Here is a 13,992-nt window from a genome sequence, read left to right on the forward strand (position 1 = left end):
GCCTCAGCGTGCTGCGGCTTGTTGCGCCGGGGCAGTCACCACCGGCATGCCCGCAGCCAGCCCGGCAGGGCTGCCGACGATCACCTGGTCACCTGGGCGCAAGCCCTCGGTGACTTGCCAGCGGGCACCGTGCATGGCACCGGTGCGCACACTGCGCGCCTCGGCAACCCCACCGATGCCCACCAGCATGACCCGCGCCTCGCCGTCGCTGCCGCGCTGGATGGCGCGCTGCGGCACAAGGATGGCCTGGTTGTCGGTGCCTTGCGGGGTGCGCACGCGCACATACATGCCCGGCAGCAGGATGCCGTCGGCGTTGTCGAAGCGGCCGCGCAAGGTGACCTGGCCGGTGCCGCGGTCGACCGCGACGTCGGTGAACATCAGCGCACCCTGGCGCTCGTAGTCGGTGCCTTCCACCTGGGCGGTCAGGGCCTGCTGATCACCGGCTGCCAGCGCACCCTCCTTCAGCGCCTGGCGCAGGCGCAGCGCGTCGGCGGCGGACTGGGTAAAGTCGACGTAAATCGGATCGAGTTGCTGGATGCGCGCCATCAGCGTGGCGTCGCCCTGCCCCACCAGCGCACCTTCGGTGACCAGGGCACGGCCGATACGGCCAGAGATCGGCGCCTTGACCGTGGCGTAGCCCAGGTTCAGGCGCGCGGTCTCGACATCGGCCTGGGCCGAACGCACAGCGGCCTGGCCGCTGCGCAGGTCGGCGCTGGCGGTGTCGAAGTCCTGCTGGCTGACTGCCTCGATCTTCACCAGCGGTTCGTAGCGGCGTACCCGCGCCTGGGCTTCGAACATGACCGACTGGGCCCTGGCCAGGTCGGCCTCGGCGCGTGCCAGCGCGGCCTTGAAGGGTGCCGGGTCTATCTGGAACAGCACATCGCCGGCTTTTACGTCGGCGCCTTCTTCGAAGCGCTTGTGCAGGACGATGCCGGCCACTCGGGCGCGAACCTCGGCCACCCGCATGGGTTCGACCCGGCCCGGCAGCGTTGCCGCCAAGGTCAGGGGTTCGCTGGCGACCGTGACGGTCTGGACCGGAAAGGCACTGTGGGCCGCAGACGGCGGCGCTTCAGCTTCGCCGCAGCCGGCCAGCGCGACTGCCGCCGCCAGGCAGCTGGCCATTCCTATTGCACGCAAGTTGCTCATGATTCACCCGAGCTTTAAATGGAAAAACGGCCCGAATGATATGAGCGAAGACAAAATGAGTCAATTTTGTCTCATTTGATACTTTGTTAAGAATTGTGAAACTCGGCGTGACATCTTCGCCGCTTGGCAGATCGAGCGCCGCGCGGGCGGCGCTCGATCTGCCAGGCCCTGGAGATGCCACGTCAAACCTGCAAGGGGAGTCAACGAATCTGATGCTTGTGCAGCAATCGATAAAAAGTCGGCCGCGAGATACCCAGCACCTTCGCCGCCACACTCAGGTTGTCACTGTGCCGGTTGAGCACATCGCACAGCGCCTGGCGCTCGGCGCGTTGCTTGTACTCCTCCAGCGTGCCCAGCGGCTGTTGTTCCTGGTCGAGCAGCTGCAGGCCCAAGTCCTGCGCCTCGATCTGCCGCCCTTCAGCCAGCACCAGCCCCCGGCGCACACGGTTGGCCAGCTCGCGCACATTGCCCGGCCAGTCATGCCGGCCCATCGCGGCCAGGGCATGGTCGCTGAACGAACGCGGCCGACGCCCGGTTTCCAGGCTGTAGAAATGGGCAAAGTGGCTTGCCAGCATGGACAGGTCACCATGCCGGTCGCGCAACGGCGCGGTCACCACCTGCAGCACGTTCAGGCGGTAATACAAGTCTTCGCGAAAACGCCCTTGCTCGATGGCCCGCTCCAGGTCCACATGGGTGGCCGCCAACACTCGCACATCCACTGGGATCGGCTGGCTGCCGCCCACCCGCTCGATGTGCTTCTCCTGCAGAAAACGCAGCAGGTTGGCCTGCAACTCCAGCGGCAGGTCACCGATTTCATCGAGAAACAGCGTGCCACCATGGGCCGCTTCGATGCGCCCGGCCTTGCGCTGATGCGCCCCGGTGAATGCGCCCTTTTCATGGCCGAACAGTTCGGACTGGATCAGATGCTCGGGGATCGCCCCACAGTTGATGGCGATGAAAGGCTGCTCGCTGCGTTGCGACTGACGGTGCAGGGTGCGTGCCACCAGTTCCTTGCCGGTGCCGCTCTCACCACGGATCAGCACGGGCGATTCGGTGGGCGCCAGTTTGCCCAGCAACTTGCGCAGCTCACGGATCGGCCGGCTTTCGCCGAGCAACTCGTGGGTCGCCTCATCGACCTTGACCGCCCCCTTGCCGCGCAAACGGGCCATGCCGAAGGCGCGGCCCAGGGTCACCTGCACGCGGGAGACGTCGAACGGCAAGGTGTGGAAGTCGAAAAACCACTCACAAACAAAATCACCGAACGCCGGCATGCGCAGCTGTTCGGCGCTGAGCACGGCAATCCATTCGGTGTTGCTGCGCTTGATCATGTCCTTGACCGCATCCGGATGCCTCAGGTGCGTGGCCTGCAAGCGCAGCAGGCCTACATCGCAGGGATGGTCCAGCGCGGCCCCGAGCATACAGCTGTCCACATCCCAGCCTGCGTTGCGCAGGCCAGGCAATAAGCGGTGGCAGTCGTCGCAGGGGTCGACGATTAGCAAACGGCGTTGAGCGGCAGGCTGCTGCATGACCGATCCTTGGCGCCAGTTTTTGGTTTTTTGAAGTAAAACAGCAAGTTGTGGCGCCCGTTTAACAGTAGCAACGAAGTTGACAGTGCCCACTACCGTTTGTCTGCGGACGCATTTTTTTACAAAGTGCCCCGGGAATTTTCGCACTTTATCGACATCACATGGCGGCGCAGGCAACAACGAATATGCCTCTGACAAAAAAATTTACAACCAATGTGTGACTTGCCCCCGGACAACGAGCATCAGTACACATAACCCCGCGCTGCACTTCGCGATCATTGAGGCGACTTTGAAGCAACGCGGACTTCACTTCGATGTTTGGGACCATAGAGAGACCGAACCATGAATGCCCCGCTCCGTGTCAACGAAGCACTGCTGATTGCCGACCACGCCTTCGAACCTTTCCAGTGCGTAGCCTGGGATGCACCCAACGGTACTGGTGAGCTGAGCCTGGCAGTGATCGACCGGACCAGCACCCGCATCGGCGCCAAGCAAGTGTCCTCGCGTATCTACTCCGACCCGGCCCAATGGGCCAGCCTGATTGAAGAAGTGCGCGCCGAATTATGTGAAAAGGGTTACGACCTGCAACCGTGGTCGATGCCGAAGTAATATCGCCCGGTAAACCAAGTGCGTGCAGCGCCACGCACTTGTTCGGATGCAAAGTTGCTGTTCTGGCAACTTTTCCTGTTGCGACATAGTGTCGCGCCAGTACGGTTCAATCCACGACCTTGAAGTGTTGCAAGTGCTGATAATCGGCCTGCAACTGTTCTGCCAGGTGCTGCGCGCGGCCAACACGCACCGGCGCCAATTCCATATCCACCAGCAACGTTGGACAGGGCATGGGTTGAACAGTGTCCCAGCGCTGCAGACGACCGTCGGTAAACACCAGGCAGCGCACGGCTTCATCTGGATAGGCGCGCTGTCGTGCCTGTAGCCAGTGTCGGGCCTGCTCCAATGCACAAATCAGCGGCGTGCCGCCACCCGCACCCAACGCCTGCAGCCAGGGTTGCAAAGCCGACGAGGCCTTCAGGCCGTGGCGCTGCCACTGCGGTGTACGCCCGCTGGCGGTCAGCAACGCCAACCGGGCGCGCTGGCGGTAAGCCTGATCGAACAGCGCTGCCAGCAACCCTTTGGTCTGCGCCAGCGCCTGATGGCGACGGGTCGAGGCCGACGCGTCGACGATGACTAGCCACAGTTCTGCGGGCCGAGCCTGGCGCTGTTGCCAACACAGGTCCTGGCGCAGCCGTGGCCGCCCTTTGAGCAATGTCGGTAGCCAGGCCACCCGGCCGGCCGCCGCATTGCGACCGCGGCCACGGCTGGCCTCGCCCTGCTTGCCTGCACCAGGCCTTGCATCCGCCCCTTTGGCAGGTAGCTGGGGGATGCTCAGGGCTTTTTTGCCCAGTTCGGTACCTCGCGGCGTGCGCCGCTGGCCACCGGCTGCGCCGGCAATGCCCCCCAGTCGCCCTGCGCACCCTGTTCACCAGGGTTGCCGCCACCCGGTTGGCCGGGCTGCTGGTCAGGCGGCTGCGGCGCCGACGGCGTTTTGGCCTGGGGCATGACACGGCGGCGATGACGCAAGGCGAACTCGGCCACCGCTTCGACATCCACCTCTTCAATAGCCGCAGCACCGCGCCAGGCACAATGGGCGCGCGCCGCACGCAGCCAGACCAGGTCGGCGCGCAGGCCGTCGACGCCAGCGGCGTAGCAGCGCTCGGTAATCCAGGCCAGCGCCTGATCATCCAGGGCAATCTGGGCCAAGGCCTGGCGCGCCGCCTGGCAGCGCTCACGCAGTTGCGCCTGGGCCGTTGCCCATTGGTCACAGAACGCCTTGGGGTCACTGTCGAACGCCAGGCGTCGGCGAATGATCTGCTGCCGGGCCTCGGGCTCGGGCAAGCCTTCCAGCGCCACGTTCAGGCCAAAACGGTCGAGCAGTTGCGGGCGCAGCTCGCCCTCTTCCGGGTTCATGGTGCCGATCAGCACGAAACGGGCATTGTGCCGGTGCGAGATGCCGTCGCGCTCGATGCGGTTGGTGCCACTGGCAGCCACATCGAGCAACAGGTCAACCAACGTGTCCGGCAGCAGGTTGACCTCATCGACATACAGCACGCCACCGTCGGCTTGGGCCAGCACCCCTGGGGAAAACTGCGCCTTGCCCTGCCCCAGCGCGGCATCCAGGTCGAGGGTGCCGACCAGCCGCTCTTCACTGGCGCCCAATGGCAAGGTCACGAACGGGCCTTCGCCAAGCAGGTCAGCCAGGCCACGGGCCAGGGTGCTCTTGGCCATGCCACGCGGCCCTTCGATCAGCACGCCGCCGATCTTCGGGTCGATGGCGGTCAGGCACAGCGCCAGCTTCAGGTCGTCGGCACCGACCACCGCCGCCAGCGGAAATTGTACGGGTTCACTCATTTCAAGCCTGTTCCTCGCCGTCGAGCAGTTGTTCTTCGAGGGCTTCGCGGTAATTGCCCGGCGCCTGCCACAAACCGCGCTGCTGGGCCTCCAGCAGGCGCTCGGTGAGGTCGCGCAAGGCCTCGGGGTTGTGCTCGCGCATGAAATCGCGGGTGGCCGGGTCGAGCACGTAGGCATCGGCCAGCCCCTGATAATGATGGTCGTCGATCAGGTGCGTGGTGGCGTCGAAGGCGAACACGTTGTCGACTGTCGCCGCCATCTCGAAGGCGCCCTTGTAGCCGTGACGCTTGACCCCGTCGATCCACTTCGGGTTGAGCGCACGGGCACGGATTACCCGGTTCAGCTCCTCCTTGAGGGTACGGATACGCGGTCGATCGGCCTGGCTGTGGTCGCCGTGGTAGCTGGCCACCGCCGCCCCGGACAGCGTTTCCGACGCTGCCAGCATACCGCCCTGGAACTGGTAGTAATCATTGGAGTCGAGCAGGTCATGCTCGTGGTTGTCCTGGTTTTGCAGCACCGCCTGCACCTTGGCCAGACGCTGGGCGAACTGGGCGCGGGCCGGGGTGCCATCGTCGCTGCCACCGTAGGCATAGCCGCCATGGTTGAGGTAGACCTCAGCCAGGTCGTCACGGCTGTGCCACAGCCGCCCATCAATGGCGTTCTGCACCCCGGCACCGTAAGCGCCGGGTTTGGCACCGAACACCCGCCAACCGGCCTGGCGAGCAGCTTGATCGGCGTCCACGCCTTGCGCCTGCAGCACTGCCCGCTCGCTGCGTACACGGGCAGCCAGGGGGTTGAGGTCGTCGGGCTCGTCCAGCGCGGCCACGGCCTGCACGGCGGCATCGAACAGACGGATCAGGTTACCGAACGCATCGCGGAAGAAGCCGGAAACGCGCAAGGTCACGTCTACACGCGGGCGGTCGAGCAAGCTCAGCGGCAGGATTTCGAAATCGTCCACGCGCTGGCTGCCAGTGGCCCACACCGGCCGCACGCCCATCAGCGCCATGGCCTGAGCAATGTCGTCGCCGCCAGTGCGCATGGTCGCCGTACCCCATACCGACAGGCCGAGCTGGCGCAGGTGATCGCCGTGGTCCTGCAGGTGGCGTTCGAGGATCAGGCTGGCCGAGGCGAAACCCAGGCGCCAGGCCGTGGTGGTGGGCAGGTTGCGCACGTCCACGGTATAGAAGTTGCGGCCGGTGGGCAGCACGTCGAGGCGCCCGCGGCTGGGTGCGCCGCTGGGGCCGGCGGGCACGAAGCGCCCCGCCAATGCCGCCAGCAGGCCATTCATTTCGGCAGTGCCGCAGGCGTCCAGGCTGGGTGCCACCGCGTCACGCAGGGCCTGAAGTACGTCGTGCACCGGCTGCCATTCACTTAGGGCGGGTAACGCTGCAGTGCCTTCCAGCGCCTGCCCGATCACCTGGTGTGCCAACAGTTCGAGGCGCTCGCGGGTATCGCCACACGTGCGCCAAGGGTCATTGCCGATGGCTTGCAGCTGTTCAGGGCGTGTACCCTGCCACGGCTGCCCAAGGTCACAGTCGAGCGGGTCGAAGCCCGGCACCAGTGCTTTGGCCAGCGCCCGCAGGAGGCTGGCATTGCCACCACGACCGTCGCCACGCTCAACCCGCAACAGCGCCAGCAATGTATCCAGGCGCAGGCGCCCTTCAGGCGACTGCCCGAACACGTGCAGCCCATCGCGAATCTGCGATTCCTTGAGGTCACACAGGTAGGTGTCCAGGCGTGGCAGCCATACGGCGGCATCGTCCAATTGCCCTTCCAGTTGCAACTCGCGGTCGATGTGGTTGGCTTTTACCAGTTCGAGAATATCGCGCTGCAACTCGCGAGCACGCCGTGGGTCGAGCAGCTGCGCTTCGTAGAACTCATCAGCCAACTGTTCCAGGTGGCGCAGCGGCCCATAGGTTTCGGCACGGGTCAGCGGCGGCATCAGGTGATCGATGATCACCGCCTGGGTGCGGCGCTTGGCCTGAGCACCCTCGCCCGGGTCGTTGACGATGAACGGGTAGATGTTCGGCAGCGGGCCGAGCAGCGCATCCGGCCAGCACTGTGCCGACAACCCCACGCCCTTGCCGGGCAGCCACTCAAGGTTGCCGTGCTTGCCGACATGGATCACCGCGTCGGCGGCAAAGGCGTGACGCAGCCAGAAGTGAAACGCCAGGTAGCCGTGCGGCGGCACCAGGTCGGGGTCGTGGTACACCGCGCTCGGGTCCACCTGATACCCCCGCGCCGGCTGGATACCGACGAAAGTCAGGCCAAAGCGCAAGCCGGCCACCATCAGCCGGCCGCTGCGGTACATCGGGTCTTGCTCGGGCGGCCCCCAGCGTTCCAGCACGGCCTGGCGGTTGGCCTCGGGCAGGCGCTCGAATGCAGCCTGGTAGTCGGCCAGGCTCAGGCTCTGGGCGCAGGGGCGTTGGTCCAGGTGGTCGAGGTCGTTGGTCACGCCACCGAGCAGTTGGCGAATCAGTTGCGTGCCGCTGCTCGGCAAATCGGCCAGCGGATAGCCTTCGGCCTGTAGCGCCTTGAGGATGTTCAGCGCCGCTGCCGGGGTGTCCAGGCCGACGCCGTTACCAATGCGGCCATCACGGGTCGGGTAATTGGCCAGCACCAGGGCAATACGCTTTTGGGCATTAGGCAGGCGCGCCAGCTCAACCCAGCGGCGGGCCAGCTCGGCGACGAAGTCCATGCGCTCGGGGTGCGCGCGGTAGCACACCACGTCGGACTGGCTGCGCTCGCTGCGCCAGGCCATGTCCTTGAAACTGACCGGACGGGTGATGATGCGCCCGTCCAGCTCCGGCAAGGCGATGTGCATGGCCAGGTCACGCGCGCCCAGGCCCTGCTCGCTGGCTTCCCAGCCGGGCTGGTTGTCTTGCGCGCAAATGGCCTGCAACACCGGGATATCACGGCGCAACGGCCGCAGGTTGGGGCGCTCTGGGCTGGACAGGGCAAAGCCGGTGGTATTGACCAGCACTTCAGCGCCGACCTCGTCCAGCCAGGCTTCGACCTGCTCCAGGCAGGCGCTTTCCTTGAGGCTGGCCACGGCGATCGGCAACGGGTTCAGCCCGGCTGCTTGCAGGCGCTGGCAGAACACGTCGATGAAGGCGGTGTTGGCCGCCTGCAGGTGCGAGCGGTAGAACAACAGCGGCGTCACCGGGTAATCCGGGTGCCAGTGCGGGTACCAGTCTTCTAGCGCAACGCTCCCCTTGGCCGGGTGATACACGGCGGTGCGTGGCAAAGGCTGTGGCTCGTCCCAAGCGTAGTCACGGCCCAGCAACTGGCTGGCCAGGCAATTGAACAGGTTGATGGCATTGGCCTTGCCGCCCTGGCGCAGGTAGTGCCAGAGGCGTTCGGCCTGTTCGCCACAAACGTTACCCAAGCTGGTCAGTTCCGGGTCCGGGCGATCATCACCCGGCACCAGAATCAGTTGCACGCCACGGGCGGCCAATTCGACCAGTTGCTCGACGCCGTAGCGCCAGTAGCCAACGCCACCGTGCAGCGACACCAGAATGACCTTGGCGTGGCGCAGTACCTGGTCGACGTACAAGTCGACCGAGGCATGGTTCTGCACCTGCATCGGGTTGGCCAGGCGCAGGCTGGGGAAGTCTTCAGGCAATTGCTCGGCGGTATCGGCGAGCAATGCCAGGTGCGAATCGCCGCTGCAGAGAATCACCAGCTCGGCGGGTGTCTGGCCGAGGTCGGCAATGCTGTCATCCGGCACGAAGCCGCCGGGCTGGGTCCGCAGCAGGTGCATGGGTCAGGCGCCCAGGGCCTGGCGCAGGCGCGCTTCCAGTTGAACAGCGTCAAGGTCCTGACCGATCAGCACCAGGCGGGTAATGCGCGGCTCGTCGTTGCGCCAGGCGCGATCGAAGTGCTTGTCGAAGCGGGTACCCACGCCTTGCACCAGCAGGCGCATCGGCTTGCCCGGGATGGCGGCGAAGCCCTTGGCACGCAGGATGCCGAACTCCACCACCAGTTGCGTCAGTGCGTCGAGCAGCAGGCTTTCGTCGGCCTCGGGCAGGTCGATGGAAATGGAATCGAAGGCGTCGTGGTCATGATCGTCATGGTCGTCGCCGTCGTGGTGCGTGTCGTGGTGGGTGCGGCGGCCATCGATGTGCGCCTCGGACTCGGCACCCACGCCCAACAGCACTTCCAGTGGCAGCTTGCCGCTGCTGGCCTCGATCACCTTGACGGCCGGCGGCAGTTCTTCAGCCACTTCGGCGCGCACTTTGGCCAGGCCGTCGGCGTCGATCAGGTCGGCCTTGTTCAGTACCACCAGGTCGGCGCTGGCCAGCTGGTCGGCGAACAGCTCGTGCAGTGGCGATTCATGGTCCAGGTTAGGGTCGAGTTTGCGCTGGGCATCGACCTGGTCCGGGTAGGCGGCGAAGGTGCCAGCGGCCACGGCCGGGCTGTCGACCACGGTGATGACCGCATCGACGGTGCAGGCGTTGCGGATTTCCGGCCACTGGAACGCTTGTACCAAAGGCTTGGGCAGGGCCAGGCCGCTGGTTTCGATCAGGATGTGGTCGAGGTCGCCACGGCGTGCCACCAGCTCGCGCATCACCGGAAAGAATTCTTCCTGCACGGTGCAGCACAGGCAACCATTGGCCAGTTCGTAGACGCGGCCGCTGGCTTCTTCCTCGGTGCAACCGATGCTGCACTGTTTGAGGATTTCGCCGTCGATGCCCAGCTCGCCGAATTCGTTGACGATGACCGCGATGCGGCGGCCTTGGGCGTTGTCGAGCATGTGGCGCAGCAAGGTGGTCTTGCCCGAGCCGAGGAAGCCGGTGACGATGGTGACGGGGAGCTTGGCCAGTGTTTTCATGTCGCATTGCCCTTGGCAGTGTGGCGCGGGCATGCAGGACGACAGCCACGGGCCAGAGGTTGGCCGGGCTTGTTCGCCACCGGATCACCCCGCCCGGTTGAAAGTCGAAAACGTGACGAGGCAGGTCTCCTGGCTCGCACCGTTCCAGGCCCCCGTACGGTTGAACAGCGGGCTGGCGGGATGACGCCTTCCCGCGCGCTGGCGCAGTGGCAGTGTCGATCCGTTGTCGGTGCTTACAGTTGCGGGGGCAGCCGCGGCATGTACCGCGTTCCCATCTTAGCTTCGGCCTGGCCGAAGAACCTCGAACTGGCAAGGCTACGCAGTGGCTGGCGGGTGGTCAACCATTGCGGCGGGCTGGTCGACCACTCTTGGTGCTACTGCGTTACAGTAGCGACTCTGCCCACGGTCAAGGACGTCCCATGCCCCTCGCCCCCGCCATACCCGTACTGCGCATCTTCTCGGTCGACAAGGCCAAGGAGTTCTACCTCGATTTCCTCGGTTTCAGCCTGGACTGGGAGCATCGTTTCAGCCCGGACCTGCCGTTGTACGTACAGATTCACCGCGACGGCCTGATCCTGCACCTTTCCGAGCACCATGGCGATGCATGCCCCGGTTCTACCGTGTTCGCCCGCATCGACGACCTGCGCGCGCTGGAGCGCGAGCTGCAGGACAAACAGTACGGTTACGCCCGGCCAGAGGCCGAGCGCCTGGACTGGGGCCTGCAGATGCAGGTGTGGGACCCGTTCGGCAACCGCCTGCGCTTTTGCCAGCAGATCGATGACGAGGCCAACCCGTGAAGGCACTGGGCAAACGCGAAATGGCCCGCCTGGAGCGGGAGCTGGTGGCGTGCCTGACCGATGCCTGCGAAACCGCCAAGGCGCAGATCGTCGGTTTCAGCTGGCTCACTCACCGCCTCGACCCCGAGGACTTTCCGGGCAGCCTTCGTATTACCTGGGTATTTGAGCAAGAGGCCGACAAAGCCGCTGCCGTCGCGGGCGAAGCGAAGGCGCACATGCTGGCGTTGACCCGCCATGCACTGGAGCAAGCCGGCATACAGCTGGACCATCCGGCCTGGCATGTGCGGTTCGACAGTGAACAAGCCTGCGCGCACGGCCACGCCGGGGACTGGGCTAAACGCTTGCAGGCGCAACGCTGAGGCCCCAACCGGCGGCCGGTGCTTTACCCGGCCCCGGACGGTCCGTTAGGCTACGCGCTCTCTAATTACGAGGTGTTCGTCCAATGCGCCATTGATGCCGCCGTCCGTTCGACGGCCAGTCTTCAGCCTCCGGCTCGCTCCGGAGATGTCGCGGCATTTGTGGAGTTGTGCATGACGAACACGTCGATTCTGACGCTGGACAGCGTCTCCTTGGCCTTGCCTGATGGCAGGCTGCTGTTCAGCAACCTCAACGAAACCTTCGACCAACGCCGCACCGGCCTGGTCGGGCGCAATGGCGTGGGCAAAAGCCTGCTAGGGCAGATTCTTGCCGGCCAGCGTGAACCGAGCAGCGGCCATTGCCGGCGCCTCGGGCCTGTCCATTTGCTGGACCAGCAAGTCATCGAGCGCAGCGCCACGCTTGCCGACCTGGCCCAAGTGGGGCCGGTGATTGCGGCGCTGGAGCGTATCGAGCAAGGCAGCATCCAGCCCCACGATTTCGACACCGTTGGCGAGCGCTGGGATATCCGCGAGCAATTGCAACGCCAGCTTCAGGGCCACGGCCTGGGCCAACTCGACTGGCGCCAGCCCGCACGGAGCCTGAGCGGCGGCCAGGCCATGCGCGTGGCGCTGATTGGCGCGTGGCTCAGCGATGCCGACTACCTGATCCTCGACGAGCCAAGCAATCACCTGGACAGCGACGCCCGTGCCCAACTGCTGAGCATGATCGAAGCCTGGGACCGTGGCTTGCTGGTGATCAGCCACGACCGCAGCCTGCTGGCGCACATGGCACGCATTGTTGAATTATCCAGCCTGGGTTTGCAGGGCTATGGTGGCAACTACAGCATCTATGCAGCGCAAAAAGCCAACCAGACGGCGCAGGCCCAGCAGCACCTTGCCCGGCTGAAGCAGGCGCAGCTACGCCAGGCCCGTGAACTGCAGCGCCAGCGCGAAGACCTGGAGCGCCATCAGGCGCGGGCCGGGCGCCAGGCCAAGCACGCCAACCAGGCCAAGATCCTGGTCGACCGCCAGCAGGAGCGCAGCCAGGCCACTGCTGGCAAGCAGCGCCGCGACCATCGCGATGCCCAGCAAGCGTTGGTGGGTAAAGTGCGTGACGCCGCCCGTGAGGTCGAGCAAGAAAGCGCTATTACCTTGCACGCGCCTACACCTCAGCGTCATCCAGGCCGAGAAGTGTTGGCCTTGCAGGCACTTCGCTTGCCGCGTGGCACCCGCAAACCGCTTGACCTGCGTGTGTGCCTGGGCCAGCGCGTGGGGCTGATCGGCGCCAACGGCAGTGGCAAGTCCACCCTGCTCAGGCTGCTGAACGGGGAGTTGCCGGCACCGCCCGACAATGTGCGCCTCAGTGGCGAAACCGCCCTGCTCGACCAGCACTGCAACACGCTAGCGGGCCACGGCAGCGTGCTCGAACACCTGCGCCAAGCCAACCCGATGCTGGCCCAGGGCGAGTTGCGCAGCCGCCTGGCGCAATTGGGCCTGGATGCGGCCCGTGTCGAACTGCCCAGCAGCCTGCTCAGCGGCGGCGAGCGGATGAAGGCGGCGCTGGCCGCCGTGCTATACCGCGAACGGCCGCTCGACCTGTTGCTGCTGGACGAACCCGGCAACCACCTGGACCTGCCATCGCTGACAGCCCTGGAACGCATGCTTGGGCAATTTCGCGGGGCGCTGATGGTGGCGTCCCATGATGCGGTATTGCTGGAAAACCTGGCGCTCGATGAATACCTGCACTTGTAGGCGCAGCCATGTGCTGCGAAAAATGCATCGCACGCTATCAATTCGTGACTGGCCGTTCCCGATCCGCCAAGGATGTATTAAGGTGGCATGGTGCGCATATAACAGCAGCCCGAGCGATCGGGCACTTGCAAGACAATGAGGGTGTCATGAGCAACGAAAGCATTAATTGGGACAAGCTGGGTTTCGACTACATCAAGACCGACAAACGCTACCTGTCCGTATGGCGCAATGGCGAGTGGGACAAGGGCACCCTGACCGAAGACAACGTACTGCACATCAGTGAAGGCTCCACGGCCTTGCACTATGGCCAGCAGTGCTTCGAAGGCCTGAAGGCCTACCGTTGCAAGGACGGCTCGATCAACCTGTTCCGCCCAGACCAGAACGCCGCTCGCATGCAGCGCAGCTGCGCTCGCCTGCTGATGCCGCACGTGCCGACCGATGTGTTCATCGAAGCGTGCAAGCAAGTGGTCAAGGCCAACGAAAAATTCGTGCCACCGCACGGCAAAGGCGCCCTGTACCTGCGCCCGTTCGTGATCGGCACCGGCGACAACATTGGCGTGCGCACCGCCCCCGAGTTCATCTTCTCGGTGTTCGCCATCCCGGTTGGTTCGTACTTCAAGGGCGGCATGAAGCCGCACAACTTCCAGATTTCCAGCTTCGACCGTGCCGCCCCGCAAGGCACCGGCGCAGCCAAGGTCGGCGGCAACTACGCTGCCAGCCTGCAACCGGGTGCTGAAGCGAAGAAAGCCAACTTCGCCGACGCCATCTACCTCGACCCGCTGACCCACACCAAAATCGAAGAAGTCGGTTCGGCCAACTTCTTCGGCATCACCGCCAACAACGAGTTCGTCACCCCGAAATCGGCCTCGGTGCTGCCAGGCATTACCCGCCTGTCGCTGATGGAACTGGCGCAATCGCGCCTGGGCCTGACCGTGATCGAAGGCGATGTCGAAATCAACAAGCTGGACCGCTTCATCGAAGCGGGTGCCTGCGGTACCGCTGCGGTGATCACCCCGATCGGCGGCATCGAGTACAACGGCAAGCTGCACGTGTTCCACGACCTGGAAAAGGTCGGCCCGGTTACCCAGAAGCTCTACAACGAGCTGACCGGCATCCAGAGCGGTGACGTTGAAGCACCGGCTGGCTGGATCGTCAAAGTCGCCTGAGGCGCTTCA

At 64.9% G+C, this 13,992-nt stretch carries 11 protein-coding genes and 1 riboswitch; of the genes, 5 read left to right on the plus strand and 6 right to left on the minus strand.

Annotated features, from left to right (window positions below; genetic code table 11):
• Positions 1 to 3: 3 nt before the first annotated feature.
• Positions 4 to 1,146: a MexC family multidrug efflux RND transporter periplasmic adaptor subunit gene (locus DM807_RS09295; RefSeq protein WP_012272070.1), complete on the minus strand. Its 1,143-nt coding sequence runs from the start codon at positions 1,144 to 1,146 to the stop codon at positions 4 to 6.
• A gap of 200 nt (positions 1,147 to 1,346) precedes the next feature.
• Entirely contained in the window at positions 1,347 to 2,672 is a 1,326-nt protein-coding gene (locus DM807_RS09300) for a sigma-54 dependent transcriptional regulator (RefSeq protein WP_012272069.1), read from the minus strand.
• Positions 2,673 to 3,014: 342 nt separating this feature from the next.
• On the opposite strand from DM807_RS09300, the gene DM807_RS09305 reads away from it, so the two are divergent.
• Positions 3,015 to 3,281, plus strand: a complete 267-nt coding sequence (locus DM807_RS09305) for a hypothetical protein (protein ID WP_003247923.1) — start codon at positions 3,015 to 3,017, stop codon at positions 3,279 to 3,281.
• A gap of 106 nt (positions 3,282 to 3,387) precedes the next feature.
• Here the strand turns inward: DM807_RS09305 and DM807_RS09310 are convergent, their stop codons facing one another.
• The 4 genes from DM807_RS09310 to cobW form a co-directional block, all read right to left on the minus strand.
• Positions 3,388 to 3,954, minus strand: a complete 567-nt coding sequence (locus tag DM807_RS09310) for a VWA domain-containing protein (RefSeq protein WP_179027301.1) — start codon at positions 3,952 to 3,954, stop codon at positions 3,388 to 3,390.
• A 101-nt stretch (positions 3,955 to 4,055) separates the two neighbouring features.
• Complete coding sequence (locus DM807_RS09315; RefSeq protein ID WP_012272067.1) at positions 4,056 to 5,078, minus strand: magnesium chelatase ATPase subunit I; 1,023 nt, start codon at positions 5,076 to 5,078, stop codon at positions 4,056 to 4,058.
• Between the two features lies 1 nt (position 5,079).
• Positions 5,080 to 8,841, minus strand: coding sequence for a cobaltochelatase subunit CobN (cobN, locus tag DM807_RS09320; RefSeq protein ID WP_179027302.1), 3,762 nt, complete (start codon positions 8,839 to 8,841; stop codon positions 5,080 to 5,082).
• 3 nt (positions 8,842 to 8,844) lie between these two features.
• Positions 8,845 to 9,912: a cobalamin biosynthesis protein CobW gene (gene cobW / locus DM807_RS09325; protein WP_060494050.1), complete on the minus strand. Its 1,068-nt coding sequence runs from the start codon at positions 9,910 to 9,912 to the stop codon at positions 8,845 to 8,847.
• A gap of 102 nt (positions 9,913 to 10,014) precedes the next feature.
• Positions 10,015 to 10,231, minus strand: a riboswitch (cobalamin riboswitch).
• Between the two features lie 100 nt (positions 10,232 to 10,331).
• Between cobW and DM807_RS09330 the strand changes: the two genes are divergently transcribed.
• From DM807_RS09330 to DM807_RS09345, 4 genes are all read left to right on the plus strand, one after another.
• Complete coding sequence (locus DM807_RS09330; RefSeq protein WP_012272064.1) at positions 10,332 to 10,709, plus strand: glyoxalase superfamily protein; 378 nt, start codon at positions 10,332 to 10,334, stop codon at positions 10,707 to 10,709.
• Entirely contained in the window at positions 10,706 to 11,068 is a 363-nt protein-coding gene (locus tag DM807_RS09335; RefSeq protein ID WP_012272063.1) for a hypothetical protein, read from the plus strand. The genes DM807_RS09330 and DM807_RS09335 overlap by 4 nt, the downstream gene beginning before the upstream one ends.
• 171 nt (positions 11,069 to 11,239) lie before the next feature.
• Positions 11,240 to 12,817 (plus strand): ATP-binding cassette domain-containing protein, encoded by a 1,578-nt coding sequence (locus DM807_RS09340; RefSeq protein ID WP_179027303.1) that lies wholly within the window; start codon positions 11,240 to 11,242, stop codon positions 12,815 to 12,817.
• A gap of 146 nt (positions 12,818 to 12,963) precedes the next feature.
• Positions 12,964 to 13,983 carry a branched-chain amino acid aminotransferase gene (locus DM807_RS09345; RefSeq protein ID WP_012272061.1) on the plus strand — a complete coding sequence of 340 codons (1,020 nt, stop codon included), beginning with the start codon at positions 12,964 to 12,966 and terminating at the stop codon, positions 13,981 to 13,983.
• The last annotated feature ends 9 nt before the right edge of the window (positions 13,984 to 13,992 follow it).

The sequence above is a fragment of the Pseudomonas hunanensis genome, from assembly GCF_013393325.1.
Classification (GTDB): domain Bacteria; phylum Pseudomonadota; class Gammaproteobacteria; order Pseudomonadales; family Pseudomonadaceae; genus Aquipseudomonas; species Aquipseudomonas putida_P.